Here is a 16089-nt window from a genome sequence, read left to right as displayed (position 1 = left end):
CCCGGAACGCGGTCGCTACACGTGCGTCGGCGCCGTCAGTCGAAGCGGACGTGGTCGAAGGCGAACGGGGCGCCCATCTCGTCCCGGCGCGACCGCAGCGCGTCGAGGTTGCGGCCGAGCGCCTGCTTCGGGGTCAGCACCGGCTCGACGGTGTCGAGCCGCTTGAGCCGCTCCCCGATCGCCGCCGCGGCGAGGTCCTCGGCCAGGCGGCCGGGGTCGACGCCGCAGGAGAAGGCGTGTTCGGCGACCCGCACCCGCTCGAAGAGGCAACGCCCGTCGCGCACCTCCAACCAGCCCCAGCCCTCGGCGGCCCCGGTCGCCCAGCGCACATGCAGGCCCCTGATGATCGGATCGGCGACGGGCGCGTGGCGTACGCGTCGACGGCGGCGGCCCGGGCGACCGCGCCGAGGTCGTTCACGGCGCCGGTGCGCCCGTCCGGGAGCCGGCAGCACGGCCATCAAGGCGGGTCGGTCGAAGACGGGCGCTGCCCCGCTCCCGGTGCGCGGGAGCGGGGCAGCGGCGGGATGGGTCAGTGACCGTCGTGACCGGCGCTCGCGGTCGGGGTCGGCAGCGGCGCGTGGTGGCCGCCCGGCGGCATGTTCCCGTTTTCGTCGAGCACGTGGAACATCGTGTGCATACCGCCGTCCGAGTGGAACTGCATGTGGCAGTGCAGCATCCAGTGGCCCGGACCGACCGAGTCGCCGGCGACGATCTGGAATCCGAACGAGTCACCGGGGCCGAGCGTCTTGTTGTCGACCATCTGGATGGAGTCGGTCAGCGCCGAGTCCTCCGGCGGCACGAAACCCGTGCGGGTGTTCGCCCACGAGTGCCCGTGCAGGTGCCAGGTGTGCATGTCGTTGCCGATGCCGAAGTTGATGAACTCCACGCGCTCGCCGATCTTCGCGACGAAGCAGGTTGGGCCGGGCTGCGGGTTGACGGGATCGCAGGTGTCCGCGTCCGCCGCCCGGCGCAGGTTGATCGTCTGCCGGTCACCGAAGGCGGTCACGTACGTCCGGTCCGGCTTCGGGTCCCCCGGGCGGCGCACGACGACGCCGCCGAACAGCCCCGCACCGATCCCCTGCGTCCCGTGCTCCCCGCCGACCACGTGGTCGTGGTACCACCAGTAGCCGGCGGTGCCGCCGTGCTTCCCGTCGCGCTTCTTGGCGAACCAGGTGTAGGTGCGCGACTCCCCCGGCGCGACGTACGAGCCGCTGTGGACGGTCCCGTCCGACTGCTGGGTGTACTTCACGCCGTGCACGTGCAGCGAGACGCCCAGCGGGTGAGTGGGGTTCGTGCGCAGCGCCGTCAGGGTTTCGGCGGAGACCCGGTTGTGCAGGGTGATCGCCAGGCACTGCCCCTCGACCATCTCGATCGTGGGGCCGGGGTACGAGGCGCTGCCCGGCGTCCTGCCGTAGCCGAGCCGGATCTGCTTCGTCACCGGGTCCTTGGGCAGTTCCACGGCGTACAGGTCCATCCGCCGGTTGGGCGTGTCGCAGCCCGCCGGCCGCTCGGCGCCGAAGAGCTGCGGGCTGGCCAGCGCCAGGCCGCCGCCGCCGATCACGGTCAGCAGCGTCAGCAGCCCGACGAGCATCGCGCGGGTGGTGAACGGACGCACGCCCGGCGGCAGCGTCTCCTGCTGCGACTCACTCGTCACGGTGTTCTCCGACATCACTTCTTACCGCCCTTTCCCACCGTGACGCGCCGCAGCTCGCGCAGGCGGTCGTAGCTGCGCTCGGCCGCGCCCAGCGACCCCGGGGGGTTCGGCTGCACGCTCGGCGCGGTGTCCTGCTCCCACAGGTACTCGTGCCGGCCGCGGCCCTTGAGCTCGCTGAAGAACTCGGCGTACGGAATCACGCCCTTGCCGAACTCGACGTCCAGGTACGAGTTGCCCTGCTGCGGGTCCGGCAGCGGCACCCCGTCCTTGACGTGGAACAGCGGGTAGCGGTGCGGGTGGGCGTTGACGTAGTCGACCGGGCGGAAACCGGGGTACTTCCGCGCCCCGCCGAACGCCCACAGGATGTCCATCTCCAGGAACACAAGCTCCGGGTCGGTGTGCTTCAGGAACACGTCGTAGAGCCGGACGCTGGGCTGGTCCGTGGCGAAGCTGAACTCGATGGTGTGGTTGTGCTGGTAGATGCCGATGCCGCGGGCCTTGGTGACCGCGCCCCAGGCGTTGAACTCCTCGGCGGCGGCCCTGTAGCCGTCGACCGTGCGGACGTTGGTCGGCGCCTGGGCGGTGCCGATGTAGGGGATGCCGATCGTCTGCGCGACGTCGAGCTCCCACTGCAGGTTCGTCCGGAAGTCGTTCAGACCGCGGTGGCTGCCGGCGGCCTTGAGGCCGTTGTCGCGCAGCAGCCGCCGGATCTGCTCCGGGGTGATCGGGCCGGCGCTGCCCTGCGTGTAGCCGGCGAACTCCACCTCCCGGTAGCCGATCCGGGACAGTTCCTCGAAGACCGGCCCGAAGCCGAACTCCGCGATCTTGTCGCGCACGCTGTACAGCTGGATCCCCATGTGGCCCTTGGGGATCAGACGGCCGCCGGACCGGTGGTCGTCGCCGCCGGCCGACGCCGGCGCCCCACCGGTGAGGGTGGCGGCGCCCACGGCGACCGTGGTGCCGGCGAGCCCGCGGAGCAGCGCGCGCCGGTCGATCTTTCCCTTACTCATCGGTCTTCCCTTCGATATGCAGCAGCAGTGGCACGGGTCGGGCGACGAGCGCCCGCCGGCTCACGAGGGGAGCTCCGCGACGCGGATGTTGCGGAAGCTGATCAGGTCGCCGGCGCCGTGGTTCTGCAGCCCGATGAAACCGCTGGGGTTCTGCCGGCCGGCGGTGCCGGGGTCGTCGGCGCGTGGCGGGGAGAACACCGCGCCGGGCGCGTTGACGTACTCGTTGATCAACTCGCCGTTCCGGTAGATCTGGTAGTGCTGGTCGACCACGCGGATCTCGTAGTCGTTCCACGTCCCCTTCGGCGTGACGTGCGCGTCCGCCAGGTCCACCCGGTCGAAACCGTAGACCGAGCCGCTCTTGTACTGGTCGCCGTCGGTGCGGTCGAAGATCTGCAGCTCGTGGCCGTACTTGATGGCCACCCATTCCGGACGGGACTCGTCCGGATGGTTGTCGACCCGCGGGAACCGCACGAACACGCCGCTGTTGGCCCGACCCTCGCCCGGGGCGTCGTCGCGCCACTGCAGCTTCAGCGAGAAGTTCCGGTACTCCCTGACCGGGTACCACAGCATCCCGAGCCCGGGCTCGGCCTTGCTGCTGATCGCGCCGTCCTTGAACGTGAAGCCACCCGCGCCGGCCTGCCGCCACTGCGAGAACGACTCCCGGTTGCTGAGGATCTTCTCGTAGCCGTCCCGGCCGACCGGCTTGCCCACCCCGGACTGCTTCGCGGCCTTGACGATCGCCGCCTTCTCCGCGTAGGTGATCTTCCCGTTCCAGTAGAGCTGGCCGGTCACGGTCTCGACGTGCGTGACGAACTTGTCGTGGGTCGCCCACTCACGCTCGTCCTTGATCAGGTTGTTGATCGTGCACTCGAGGCGCACCGGGCGGTTGCGGACCCCGCTGTCGACCGTTCCGACCACCACGGTCGCCCGGCTGTCCACCACCGGGCACGTCGTGCCCGGAGCGCTGGCCACCACCTCGAAGGTGACCGACCCGACGGTCGAGGTGTTCCCGGCCCTGTCGGTCGCGCGGTACGAGACCGTGTGCGCGCCCGGCGAGTTCACCGTCACCGGACCGGAGTACGCGACGAACGGGCCGCCGTCGACCGCGTACTCGACGCGCGCGACCCCGGAACCCGCGTCGGAGGCCGACACGGTGACCGTGGCGCTGCCGACGTAGTGGCCGTCGTCGTTACGCTGCCCGGAGACCGTGGCCGTCGCCGTGGGCGGGGTGGTGTCGTTGCTCGGCGGCGCCACCACGCGCACCGACACCGACTGCGGGGCCGACGTGTTCCCCGCCTTGTCGGTCGCCCGGTAGCTGACCGTGTACTGGCCCGGCTGGTTGAGCGTGACCGGCGCCGAGTACGCCGCGTAGGCCGCGCCGTTGAGCGAGTACTCGATCCGGTCCACACCGGACTGGGTGTCGGTGGCCGACAGCGTCACCGTCGCGCTGCCCACGTACGCCCCGCTGTCATCCCGGTTGCCCGACACCGACGCGCTGGCGGTCGGTGGGGTGGTGTCCTGCGCCGGCGGCGCCACCACCGTGAACGACACCGACTGCGGCGCCGAGGTGTTCCCCGCCTTGTCCGTCGCCCGGTAGGCGACGGTGTGCTGGCCGGCCTGGTTGACGGTCAGCGGCGAGTGGTAGTGCGTGAACGCGGCCCCGTCGAGGGAGTACTCGATCCGGTCGACACCCGACTGGGTGTCGGTGGCCGACAGCGTCACCGTCGCCGCCCCCACGTACGCGCCGTTGGCGTCCCGGTCCCCGGTCACCGACGCCGACGCGGTCGGCGGGGTGCTGTCCTGCGCCGGCGGCGCCACCACCGTGAACGACACCGACTGCGCCGCCGAGGTGTTCCCCGCCTTGTCGATCGCCCGGTAGGCGACCGTATGCTGGCCGGCCTGGTTGACGGTCAGCGGCGCGTGGTAGTGCGCGAACGCGGCCCCGTCGAGGGAGTACTCGATCCGGTCCACGCCCGAGCCCTCGTCGGTGGCGGACAGCGTCACGGTGGCGCTGCCGACGTACGCGCCGTTGGCGTCCCGGTTCCCGGTCACCGACGCCGACGCGGTCGGCGGGGTGGTGTCCTGCGCCGGCGGCGCCACCACCGTGAACGACACCGACTGCGGCGCGGACGTGTTGCCGGCCTTGTCGGTGGCCCGGTAGGCGACCGTGTGCTGGCCCGGCTGGTTCACCGTCACCGGCGCCGAGTACGCCGCGAAGGCCGCGCCGTTGAGCGAGTACTCGATCCGGTCGACACCCGACTGGGTGTCGGTGGCCGACAGCGTCACCGTCGCCGCCCCCACGTACGCGCCGTTGGCGTCCCGGTCCCCGGTCACCGACGCCGACGCGGTCGGCGGGGTGCTGTCCTGCGCCGGCGGCGCCACCACCGTGAACGACACCGACTGCGCCGCCGAGGTGTTCCCCGCCTTGTCCGTCGCCCGGTAGCTGACCGTGTGCTGGCCCGGCGCGGTGACCGTCACCGGTCCGGAGTAGATGCCGAACGGCCCGCCGTCGAGCGAGTACTCCGTCTTGTCCACCCCGGAGCCGCTGTCGCTGGCCGCCAGCGTGACCGTCGCGCTGCCGACGTACGCGCCGTCGCCGTTCCGGTTACCCGAGACCGAGGCGGTCACCGTCGGCGGCGTGGTGTCCGCGCTGCCGCCGGTCACGATGAGCTCCCCCTGCATCGAGCCGTGGCCCGGGATCGCGCAGAAGAACTTGTACTTGCCGGGGGTGAGCACCACGTCGACCTGGTGCCGCCCGCCGTTGCTGTCGTACGGGTCGGCGAGGATGTCGACGTAGACGTCCCGGTTGTAGGCCGGGTCGCTGGTGGAGAACGTGAGCGTGTGCTGCATGCCGGTGGTGTTGCCGGTGGCCGCGCTGTTCTCGAAGACGATCGTCGTCGGGCCGGCGACCGCGGTCGTCGGCCGCGACGCGTACGCCGTGAAGTCGTCGCCGGCGGTCCAGGTGAGCACCTGGGCCTGGGCCTGGACCTGCGCCGCCGGGCTCGCCTCGGCGGCGGGGGGTGCGGGCGGCGCCGCCCCGGCCGGCAGGGCCGCCAGCCCGAGCGAGGCTGCCAGGGCGGCGACGGCGAGCAGCGCGGTACGCGGTGATCGCACCGCGCGCGCCCACGGCGAAGCCCCGGCGAAAAGGGGTCTGTGCATCGGACTTTCCCTCTCGTGGTCGACGCGGTGCCGCCGGGGGCCGGAGACGGCCCCCGGGCGGCCCGCTGCGTCGTCAGAGTTGCGTGATCCGGATGTTGCGGAAGCTGATCACGTCACCGGTGCCGTGGTTCTGCAGCCCGATGAAGCCGCTCGGGTGCTGGCGCCCCGAGGTGCCGGGGTCGTCGGCGCGCGGCGGCGAGAAGAGCTGGCCGGGCGCGTTGACGAACTCGTTGAGCAGCTTGCCGTTGCGGTAGATCGAGTAGTGCTGACCCACCACGCGGATCTCGTAGTCGTTCCAGGTCCCCTTGGGCGTCACGTTCGCGTCCGCGAGGCTTACCAGGTCGAAACCGTAGACCGACCCGCTCTTGTACTGGTCACCGTCGGTGCGGTCGAGGATCTGCAGCTCGTGGCCGTACTTGATGGCCACCCACTCCGGCCGCGACTCGTTCGGGTGCCCGTACAGCCACGGGAACCGCACGAACACCCCGCTGTTGGCCCGCCCCTCGCCGGGGGCGTCGTCGCGCCACTGCAGCTTCAGCGAGAAGTCCTTGTACTCCTTCGCCGGGAACCACAGCATCCCGAGCCCCGGTTCCGCCTTACTGGTCATCGAACCGTCGGCGTTCAGCGTGAAGCCGCCCGCACCCACGTGCTCCCACCGCGAGAACCAGTACTTCGATCCGTCGAAGAGCTTCTCGGCCCGCTTGTAACCGGGCACGCCCGGCACCAGCTCCTCCGGCGCCGGCGTCGCTTCCCCACCGACGTACTGGACGCGCCACAGCGCGGAGGCCGCGTCGGCGTTGAAGAATCCGTTGCCGTAGTTGAGCACGTAGAGCGCGCCGTCCGGGCCGAAGCGCCACGCCATGAGGCGGCGGATCGCGTCGTTGCTCGCCGGCACGATCTTCTTGAGGTTCTCGGCGTGCACCGGCAGCCCGCCCTGGCCGGCGGTCGCCGGGTCCATCAGCACCGCGTGCCGCGGCTGGTCGCCGTTGTAGAAGTCGCCGACGAACCACATGCCGTCCCAGTACTGCGGCCACTTGGTCTGGCTCGGGTTGTTCTTGTCGAACCGGTAGACCGGGCCGTTCATCGCGGCCTGGCCGCCGCCCTTGAGCCACGGCAGCAGGAACCGCTCGTCACCGGCCTTGTAGGTCGGGACACCGTCGTAGCGCGGGTAGTCCGGCCCACCGCCCTGCGGCGAGTACCAGATGTTGTTGCCGCGCGCCGGCGGGATGTTGCGCCGGCCGGTGTTGTTCGGCGAGTCGTTGCGCAGGTTGTCACAGTCATACCAGCCCAGCGGCTTGGTCGGGTCCGGCAGGTTGCGGTCCCGGTACGGCTGCTTGTTGCCCACGCAGTACGGCCAACCGTGGTTGCCGGCCTTCGTGATCACCGCGAACTGGTCGTACTTCGCGGGGCCCCAGGTGGTGCTCGGCGCGCCCGCGTCCGGACCGACCCAGCCGACGTAGAGGTTGTCGGTCTTCTGGTCGACCCAGAGCCGCGACGGGTTGCGCATGCCCATCACGTAGATCTCCGGACGGGTCTTGTCCGCCTGCGGGGCACCGGGGTTGAACAGGTTGCCCTCGGGGACGGCGTACGTGCCGTCGTCGTTGGGCTTGATCCGCAGGATCTTGCCGTTCAGGTCGTTGGTGTTGCCGGCGGTGCGGCGGGCGTCGGCGAACGAGACGCCCTTGAAGTTCGGCGCCGGGTTGTTGCCGGAGTAGCCGTCGCTGAAGCCGGACGAGTTGGTGTCACCGGTGGCGATGTAGAGGTTGCCCTTGGAGTCGAAGACCATGTCGCCGCCGACGTGGCAGCAGCTGTGGATCTGCACGTCCCACTTGAGCAGGACCTTCTCCGACGTCAGGTCGAGGGTGTTGGTCTCGTGGTTCAGCGTGAACCGGGAGACGCGCCGCTGGCCCATGTGGGTGTCGCGGTTGATCTGCGAGTGCGGCGTGTAGTGCAGGTAGACCCAGCCGTTCTCGGCGAACTTCGGGTCCAGCGCGATGCCGAGCAGGCCCTCCTCGGACTTGGTCAGCTCGTCGCCGCCGCCCTTGTTGCCGAACACGTCCAGCGTCGCGACCAGGCTCACCTTCTGGGTGCGCGGGTGCCACAGGTGGATCGTGCCCTGGCCCTTGCCGATGTCGGGGTTGTTCCAGTCGGTGATCGGGGCGGGGCCGCCGGTCATCGGGCCGCCGCGGCCGATGTAGAACACGCGCCCGTCGCCGGCGATCGCCAGGCCGTGCGGCTCGCCGATCTGGTCGAGTTGGCCGGACTGGTTCGGCTGGGTGAGCCGGGTCGCCTTGTAGTTCGCGGCGATGGTGGCCTTGCAGTCGGCCCGCACCAGGCGGGTGGTCCAGAGCAGCGCGCCGAAGAGGTGGTTGCGGAAGTCGGCGTCCCGGAAGCTCTGCGCGGTGTGGCCCATGCCGGTGTAGAAGGAGCGGCCGCCGTCGTAGTCGCGGCACCACGAGATCGGGTGGTCCGCGCCGTTGGCCCCGGTACCCGGCTGGTAGCTGGTCTCCCGCACCGACGCGACAGTGTGGACGGAGCCGGACGGGTTGGTGGCCCAGTTCAGCCACTTGTCGCTGCGCTTCCACTCCACCGGCAGCACCTTGGTCGCCGGGTGCACCCGGTCACCGACCTCGACGACGGCCTCCTGCACCTCGTCGGGGCTGGTGCCCGGGCGGGCGCCGACCAGCTGGGTGAACCACTCCGAGTCCGGCTCGACGCGGGCCGCGTCGCTGATTCCGACGAAGCCGCCGCCGGCGCGGATGAACTCCTGGAACGCGGCCTCCTGCGCGCCGTCGAGCACGTCGCCGGTGGTGCCGAGGAAGACGACCGCGTTGTAGTCGCGCAGGTTCTCGGCGGTGAACGCCGTCGCGTCGGGGGTCGCGACCACGTCGAACTTCTGCCAGTCGGCCCCTTGCGCGCCCACCGCCTTGATGGCGTTGACGCCGGCCGCGACCGCGTCACCACCGGTCGCGCCGTGGAAGACCAGCACCCGGACGGCCTCGCGCGCCCGGGTTGTCTGCGCGGCGGGCCCGGTGGCGGGGTTGGCCTGGCTGGCCGGCGCACCGAGCAGCGTGAGGCCGAGCGCCCCGACCGCTGCCGACGCGACGTACCGTCCGGGTTGCCTCCGGGCTGACGAACGGTTTCGTCTCAGAGGGAATCGCATGGCCAGCATGCATCTCCAATCGGATTACCCGGCGCGCGTTCCGCGGGCCGGGTCGGCGGGGTCGCAGGGACGCCGTTGCGAGATCGCCGAAAGTCGGGGCTCTACGTCAACTTTTGGTCGCCGAACCGAAAGTTGGTAAGAACCTAGCCAATCTTTTTTGGGCTGTAAACGCACTACTGTCTGTAACCGACAAAGATGTCCACCTTAAGGGGTATGCAGCCTTGACCATTCGGCCCGCGACGACCGCCGTATCGGCAGGTCGCCGACGCACTGCCGGGGCCCGGGCGACGGCGCTTCCATTCACCTCCATCAACGCGACAGTGGCGCCCGTCGACACCGTGGGTAGCTGAATGTGGCACCCCCACCACCCGTGGGGTGGTTGACGACGGGTGCAGCCCGCCGTATCGCGCCACCCTGCGGCGCGAGTTCGCCGTGTTCGGTCGGCGGCTCCCTGCTGTACTGGCCTCGACGCGAGGAGCCGTGATGCCCGTGCCGTCCCGTCCGTCCGGGCCACCCCGGATCTCCCCGGCCGATATCTCCCCGGCCGATATCTCCCCGGCCGATTTGCGCTTCCGGCAGGACCGGCTGCGCCGGGGCGACGCGCGTGAGGTCGGACTGCTGCCGGAGCAGGTGGACCGGATCGCCGTCGTCGCGGCCGCCCACCTGGAGCCCACCGCTGACCATCCGGACCACCCCTCGTACGCCGGCGCGGTGGTGCTGGCCGCGAAGGACGGCGTCATCGTGCAGCACGCCGCGGTCGGCAGCGCGGTGCGGTACGCGAGCCCCGACGTCGAGCTCCCCGTCGACCGACGGGTCCCCACCCGACCGGACACCGTCTACGACCTCGCGTCGGTCTCGAAGCTGTTCACCGCCGTCGCGCTGCTGCAGCAGGCCGAGCGCGGCCGCGTCGAGCTGGACGCGCCGGTCGCGGCGCACCTGCCTGGGTTCGCCGCCGGCGGCAAGGCCGAGGTGACCGTACGGATGCTGCTCACCCATACCGCGGGGCTGCCCGCCTCCGTCCCGCTGTGGCGCGACCATCCCACTCCGGCGCGCCGGCTCGCGGCCGCGCTCGCCGTTGTCCCGTCCGACCCGCCCGGCTCGCGCTACCGCTACTCGGATCTCGGGTTCATCGCGCTCGGCGCGCTCGTCGAGCGGGTCAGCGGCCAGCCGCTGGACGCGGTGGTCCGCGAGGGGATCACCGCGCCACTGGGGCTGCACGAGACCGGCTACAACCCGGCGTCGGGGATGGCGCCGCGGATCGCGGCGACCGAGTACCAGCCGGGCACGGGCCGCGGCATGGTCCGGGGCGGGGTGCACGACGAGAACGCGTGGTCGCTCGGCGGTGTCGCCGGACATGCCGGACTCTTCGGCACGGCGGTGGAGCTGGCGGTGCTCTGCCAGGCGCTGCTGAACGGCGGGGTCCACCGCGACCGGCGGATCCTGCGTGAAACGACGGTGCGGGCGATGCTGGCCAACCACAACGTGCACCTGGGATCCGCGGATCCGGCCAGCGACCGGGGGCTCGGCGTCGACCTGAACGCGCACGAGTACATGATGGGACTCGCATCGCCGGTCGCGTGTGGACACACCGGGTTCACCGGGACCTCGGTCGTGATCGACCCGTTGGCGCGCGCCTTCGTCATCCTGCTCAGCAACCGCGTCCACCCCGATCGCGCATGGGGCGGCGTCAACCCCGCCCGGCGCGCGGTGGCCGGGGCGTTCGCGGAGGCGATGCCGGTCCGACCACTCTCCGGCGCCGCATGGCGGGCCGAGTCGCGCGCCGGCGCGACGGTCACCCTGACCGCGCCGCTGCGCCGGCCGGCGCGCGCCGGTCGACTCCGCTTCGCCCTCTGGTACGACACCGAGCCCCGCGCCGGGGTCGTGAGCCTGCAGACCTCGCCCGACGGGCTGGCCTGGTCGCCGACGCCGATGAGCCTGCACGGCGGACCGGCCCGGTGGCACGCCGACGGCACGGTGACCGGGTACGGCGGGCGGCGCTGGTGGCAGGTGTCGGCAGACCTGGTCGACGGCACGACGCAGGTGCGGTGGGCCAGCGTGACGAACGGCCCCGGACAGGGGCGCGGCGTCTACGTCGACCGGATCACCGCCGCCGACGGCGGCGGGGTGCTGTTCGACGGCGGCGACGGTGACCGACCGATCGCCCACGGCTGGGCGCCGGCCAGCGCCTGACCATCGACGGCCGGACCCGAGGGGGCCGGGCGCAGGGGGGGCCGGGCGCAGGGGGGCCGGGCGCTGCCGACGGGGGACGGTCGACAGCGCCCGGAGCGTGCGCCGCGATCAGTTGACGTAGACGACGGGACTGCCCGCCTGGCTGGTGTCGGTGACCGGCGCGTAGGTCGCGCTGAAGAACCCGTTGGCGAAGCAGGTGCCGGGACCGGAGACCTTGTTGAACTGCTGGCTGGCGAACGTGATCGAGTTGTCCTCGTTGCCGGTCGAACCCGTCATCGTGTTGCCGTTGGCCTGGTAGACGCAGGTGATGGCGCCGAGGATGCTGTTCAGCACGATCGTCGTGCGGATCGGGGCCTCGTCGGCGCCGCTGATCGTGACCGTGCCGGTCGCGCTGTCGACGCTCGCGGCGTACGGCAGGTTGTTGACGGTGACGCTGCGGACGCCGGTGACGCCGATGACGTTGGCGCTGCAACTGCCGAAGGTGTGGCCGGTCAGCGTCTCGGTCGCGACCCCGGGCGCGGCCGGGTTGGTGTCCACCGTGGCGGTGAAGGTCGACGCGGCGCACCGGACGCCGGTGCTGCCGGTCGCGGTGGAGAAGAGATTGGCGGTGGTGCCGGACTTGAGGCTGGCGCTGAGCACGTCGCCGACGGCGACGGCCTCGCCGCCGGGACTGCCGTAGGTGAGCACCTCCCCCGCGGCGACGGGCGCGGCGGCCCCCGGTGCGGTCGGTACGGCGGCGCTCAGCAGGGCGGCCGTCGCGGCGACGGTCAGCAGGCGGTACGTGCGCATGGATCGTTCCTCTCTTCGAGCGGGGCCGACCTCGGGTCGGCGGTGTGGGGGCGGCGGTGTCGGAACGCGGTGTCGGAACGGCGGTGCCGGGACGGCGGTGTCCGGGTCGCGGCCGTCAGCGGGATGCCGCGGCGATCGCCGCGGCGAGGTCGGCCAGGCTGGGGTCGATCGCCAGCGAGGTGTCGGTGTCGCGGAAGACGACGGCGTTGTGTCCGGGGCCCGACGGCAACCCGAAAACGCGGTTGATCACGGGATCCAGCGCGCCGAGGAGCCCGCATCCGTTGGCGGCGGGCACGCCGAGCGCGTTGTCGACCAGCGTCGCGCCGGTGAAGGAGGCGACGATCGCCTGGAAGCCGTTCGGGTCGGGCTCGACCGCGATCGTGCCGGGGTCGCCGGTCACGGGGTCGGCCGGCGGCGGGGGGCTGGTGGTGCCGGTGGTGGGGCGCAGCACGATCGGGTTGCGACTGGACCCGATGTAGCAGGAGGGGCCGAAGAGCGCGTTGCGCAGGTGCAGACGGATCGGCATGGCGAAGGCCGGGTACGACGCGCCGGTCGCCAGCGGCACGAAGTCGGTGATCGGTCCGGCCAACTCCACCTGCGCGAACACGCTGGTGACGCCCGGGATGAGGTTGGGCAGGCCGGGGAGGGTGACCTGCAGCGGAGCGGCGGTCAGCAGCCGGCCGTTCGCCGGCGGCACGACGGTGTAGACGTTGGCGGTGCTGCCGTCGGGCAGGTTCACCACCGGCGCGTCGCTCGGCCAGTACACGCCGAAGGTGAGCGTGATCGGCGAGGTGAGCGGCACGGTCGTGGCGCCGATCGTCATGCTGCCGCCGTTGGTCACCGAGATGACGCACCCGACCTGGAGGTGACTCGGGTCCTTCATGGCCGCGCTGCGCAGCGGGCACGCGCCCATCCCCCGGTAGATGCCGCCGGGCTCGGCGGCACGGGCGGGGACCGCGGCGGCCGCCACCACGGTGACGGCGGCGGCGAGCAGCACGCCGGCGCGGCGGAGCGCGCCGACGGGACGCGGGGGTGCGCGGTGCGGACGGATGGGGGGCGGGGTCATGGCACCTCCCTGCAACGGGAATCGTCGTGCGAATACGTGCCGAAAGGGGTGACGAAAGGTCCGCGCGCATTATCTGGCGCGGGCACGAGAATGGCCGCGTTCCGGGCCTGCGGACTGATATTGACGACGCTGTGCCGGATGGGACGGATCACGAATGGAGGTCGCGGCGCAGCCGCGGCACCTGCCCTTCCGACCGCTTGGCCGCGGACGGGCGGTGGGCCATACTGAGCACGATCCAGCCCTCCTTCGCGACTGGGGAAAATGGAACGGGCGCGGCGACGAAATAAAACTGAAACCTGTCGATGTTATAAACCCGCCGGGGTCGAGACGTCAAGCAATCAAGGAGATCGATGTCGATGGCCGCCCCCCACGCCTCCGACCTGACGCCGTCGCCGCTGCCCGGCGCACGGATCGGCCGCGATCCGGAGCGGGCGATCCGGCGGGGGCCGCGCCGGGTGCCGGCGGAGGTGGTCGCGGCCACCCAGCGCGACCGACTCTTCGACGGCCTGGTCCACACCGTCGCCGCCAAGGGGTACGCCAATGCGCGGGTGAGCGACATCTGCCAGGCCGCGGGCGTGACCCGCCCGGCGTTCTACGCACTCTTCGCCGGCAAGGACGACGCGTTCCTGGCGGCCTATCGGCACGGCACCGACGTGCTGCTGCGCATGATGGAGGAGGCGTACGCGGCCGCGACCTCCTGGCCCGCCGGATGCCGCGCGGCGCTGCGAGTGCTGCTGGAGGTGCTGGCCAGCGTCCCGGCGTTCGCGACCATGGCGATCGTCGAGATCGATTCACTCGGCCCCGCGGCCCGGCTCGAGCGCGATCGGCTGTTGCGCCGCTTCCACCAGTTCTTCCGGGCGGCGCCGCGGCATTCCGAGCCGGCGGGCTCCGACGACCTGGTGGTCTCGGTGGTGGGCGGGATCTACGCCACGATCCACCGCTACGTGGCCGCGGGGCGCGTCGGCGAGCTCCCCACGCTGCTGCCGGCGTTGACGTACTTCATGATCGTGCCGTTTCTCGGCCGGGAGGCGGCGGCGGACCAGGCGGCCGCGGCCGACGGTGACGGCGTGGCGGCACACGCGCCCTGCGTCTCGGGATAGCGGCATTTCGGGTGGAAATCCCGCGAGGTTTTTGAATCTTTCCCCTAGTGGCTGCATTCGGCGAAACAATCCCTTGACCCGATCGGTACCCAGCGGTAACTTCGCGTGCGTCACGGATTTTCCATTGATCACGCTCGACGCGTTTTCTCCGCAGCGATCAAGGGAGCAAGCCGATGCCTTCCGACACCGCGCACGAGTCAGCCAGCCCCCCGCCGGACGAGGGACGGGTGCGATGGCGCCGCTTCTCCGCGATGATCCTCGGCGCCGGTGCGATCAGCGCCGGGCTGGTGGCGCTCACCGCCCAGGGCGTGCTCGCCGCGCAGTTCTCCATCTCGGGAATGCCCTTCACTGTCACGGCCGACCGGCTCACCGGCACCGGGTTCGAGCAGTTCGCCACGATCGACCACATGGTGCCGAACAGCCCGAACGAGGGCGACACCGGCGGACAGGTGGTGGTGATCGTCTCGGCGATCAACCGTGCCGAGCTCACCAACCTGTGCCAGAGCATCGATCTGGGCGGCATGCACCTGAAGATCACAGCCGGCAACGCCGGGCGGCCGGTCGCCGCACGGCAACTGGTGGTCGACTCCGACCAGATCGCCGGTGACGCCGCGTTCGACAACATCGACATCGGACAGGACGCCAGCACGGTCGACAAGGTGCCCGGCGTCCGCGGCAACCCCGGCGTCTTCGCGCAGCAGGCGGACACCGTCACCATCAACGACCTCCGCCAGAACAACTACGCCACCACCGCCGCCCAGTTCAGCCTTCCGCACCTGCGGATGAGCTTCAGCGCCACCGGCTGCTGACCATGGCCGTGGACAGGGAGGGGACGGCCGCCCCGGTCCCGGCCCCGCGCACCCCTGCCGACACCGACTACACCGCCGCGCCCCGGGCCGCGGCGGAACCGCCGCGGCCCGGCCGTCGGCGTGCCGCCCGCCTGGCGTGGCGCCGCTGGCGCCGCACCCGCCCGTTCTGGGGCGGGCTGTTCGTGATCCTCGGCGCGGCCGAGATCCTGGCCTCGGTCCGCGCTCCCCTGCCGGTCGTGCTGCACGTCGGGCCGCAGGGGCTGGCCGGCTACCTGGTGCCGCTGGTGCTGCTGCTCTGCGGGCTGTTGCTGCTGTTCAATCCGCAGCAGCGCACGTTCTACTCGCTCGTGGCGGTCGTGTTGGCGCTCACCACCTGGTTGACCTCCAACCTGGGAGGCTTCTTCATCGGCCTGCTGCTGGCCGTGCTCGGGGCCTCCCTCGCGTTCGCGTGGACGGACGGGCCGCAGCGGTCGCGAACCGGATTGCGCCGCCGGGTCGACGCATGACCGGCGCCCGAACGGGTAGTCGCCGGTCGTCGCCGTACTCGGGAGGGGATTGACAATGGCGGAGCGGCACACGGCGCTGCGGTCGATGCACGATGTCGGGTTGGCCGCGTGGTTCGGCGGGTCACTGATGGGCGCGGTGGGCCTCAACGCCGCCGCGAGCCAGGCGCGGAACCCCACCGAACGCAGCAGCGTGGCGTCGGCGGGCTGGGCCCGCTGGACACCGGTCAACGCGGCGGCGATCGGGGCACACCTCGTCGGCGCCACCGGAGAGCTCGTCACGGAGCGCGGCCGCGTGGCGGCGCAGTCCGGCGTCGGCACGATGAGCGCCGCCAAGACGGCGCTCACGCTCGCCGCGCTGGGCGTCACGGGATACAGCCGGAAACTGGGCCGGACGATCGAACAGGCCGGCGGCGCACCGGTGGACGGCACCACCGAGCCGAGCGGTCAGACCCCGCCGCACGTCGCGGCCGCGCAGCGCCAGCTGCGGCTGCTGCAGTGGGCGGTGCCCGCGCTGACCGGGGCGCTCGTCATCATCACCGCACTCGCCGGCGAGCAGCAGAAGCCGCGACAGGTCGCGCGCGGCGTCGTGGGGCGGATCACCGGGTTGCTGCGGCCGGGGCGCTGACCGCCCCCGGCCACGCCG

The 16089-nt window shown here is 71.7% G+C and carries 12 protein-coding genes; 5 read left to right on the top strand and 7 right to left on the bottom strand.

The annotated features are described in order from the left end of the window. Window positions 1-35: 35 nt before the first annotated feature. From BLW47_RS12700 to BLW47_RS12680, 5 genes are all read right to left on the bottom strand, one after another. Window positions 36-329 carry a hypothetical protein gene (locus BLW47_RS12700; RefSeq protein WP_091555951.1) on the bottom strand — a complete coding sequence of 98 codons (294 nt, stop codon included), beginning with the start codon at window positions 327-329 and terminating at the stop codon, window positions 36-38. Window positions 330-529: 200 nt separating this feature from the next. Next, window positions 530-1654, bottom strand: coding sequence for a multicopper oxidase domain-containing protein (locus BLW47_RS12695; RefSeq protein WP_217634836.1), 1125 nt, complete (start codon window positions 1652-1654; stop codon window positions 530-532). Between the two features lie 14 nt (window positions 1655-1668). Then, window positions 1669-2664, bottom strand: coding sequence for a sugar phosphate isomerase/epimerase family protein (locus BLW47_RS12690; RefSeq protein WP_091555949.1), 996 nt, complete (start codon window positions 2662-2664; stop codon window positions 1669-1671). Window positions 2665-2724: 60 nt separating this feature from the next. Further along, window positions 2725-5823, bottom strand: a complete 3099-nt coding sequence (locus tag BLW47_RS12685) for an OmpL47-type beta-barrel domain-containing protein (RefSeq protein WP_175543609.1) — start codon at window positions 5821-5823, stop codon at window positions 2725-2727. 73 nt (window positions 5824-5896) lie between these two features. After that, a complete protein-coding gene (locus BLW47_RS12680) occupies window positions 5897-8986 on the bottom strand; it encodes a ThuA domain-containing protein (RefSeq protein WP_175543608.1) in 3090 nt (1029 codons plus the stop codon). Window positions 8987-9469: 483 nt separating this feature from the next. Between BLW47_RS12680 and BLW47_RS12675 the strand changes: the two genes are divergently transcribed. After that, the gene (locus BLW47_RS12675; protein WP_091555947.1) at window positions 9470-11176 is read left to right on the top strand and encodes a serine hydrolase domain-containing protein; all 1707 of its coding nucleotides are present in this window, start codon (window positions 9470-9472) and stop codon (window positions 11174-11176) included. Window positions 11177-11284: 108 nt separating this feature from the next. On the opposite strand, the gene BLW47_RS12670 is transcribed toward BLW47_RS12675, so the two are convergent. Together BLW47_RS12670 and BLW47_RS12665 are read right to left on the bottom strand one after the other, a co-directional pair. After that, window positions 11285-11965 (bottom strand): Tat pathway signal sequence domain protein, encoded by a 681-nt coding sequence (locus BLW47_RS12670; RefSeq protein ID WP_091555945.1) that lies wholly within the window; start codon window positions 11963-11965, stop codon window positions 11285-11287. Window positions 11966-12080: 115 nt separating this feature from the next. Beyond that, window positions 12081-13031: a hypothetical protein gene (locus tag BLW47_RS12665; RefSeq protein WP_091555943.1), complete on the bottom strand. Its 951-nt coding sequence runs from the start codon at window positions 13029-13031 to the stop codon at window positions 12081-12083. Window positions 13032-13387: 356 nt separating this feature from the next. On the opposite strand from BLW47_RS12665, the gene BLW47_RS12660 reads away from it, so the two are divergent. The 4 genes from BLW47_RS12660 (at window position 13388) to BLW47_RS12645 (ending at window position 16071) form a co-directional block, all read left to right on the top strand. Then, entirely contained in the window at window positions 13388-14131 is a 744-nt protein-coding gene (locus BLW47_RS12660) for a TetR/AcrR family transcriptional regulator (protein WP_091555940.1), read from the top strand. A gap of 173 nt (window positions 14132-14304) precedes the next feature. Further along, on the top strand, window positions 14305-14940 hold the full coding sequence (locus BLW47_RS12655; RefSeq protein ID WP_091555938.1) for a DUF6230 family protein: 636 nt from the start codon (window positions 14305-14307) through the stop codon (window positions 14938-14940). A 2-nt stretch (window positions 14941-14942) separates the two neighbouring features. Further along, window positions 14943-15446, top strand: a complete 504-nt coding sequence (locus BLW47_RS12650; RefSeq protein WP_217634835.1) for a DUF6114 domain-containing protein — start codon at window positions 14943-14945, stop codon at window positions 15444-15446. A gap of 55 nt (window positions 15447-15501) precedes the next feature. Next, window positions 15502-16071, top strand: a complete 570-nt coding sequence (locus BLW47_RS12645) for a hypothetical protein (protein WP_091555935.1) — start codon at window positions 15502-15504, stop codon at window positions 16069-16071. The last annotated feature ends 18 nt before the right edge of the window (window positions 16072-16089 follow it).

This window comes from Micromonospora pattaloongensis, assembly GCF_900107255.1.
Taxonomy (GTDB): domain Bacteria; phylum Actinomycetota; class Actinomycetes; order Mycobacteriales; family Micromonosporaceae; genus Micromonospora_I; species Micromonospora_I pattaloongensis.
The sequence above is the reverse complement of the archived record's forward strand: the minus strand, read 5'-3'. Positions and strand labels throughout refer to the sequence as shown.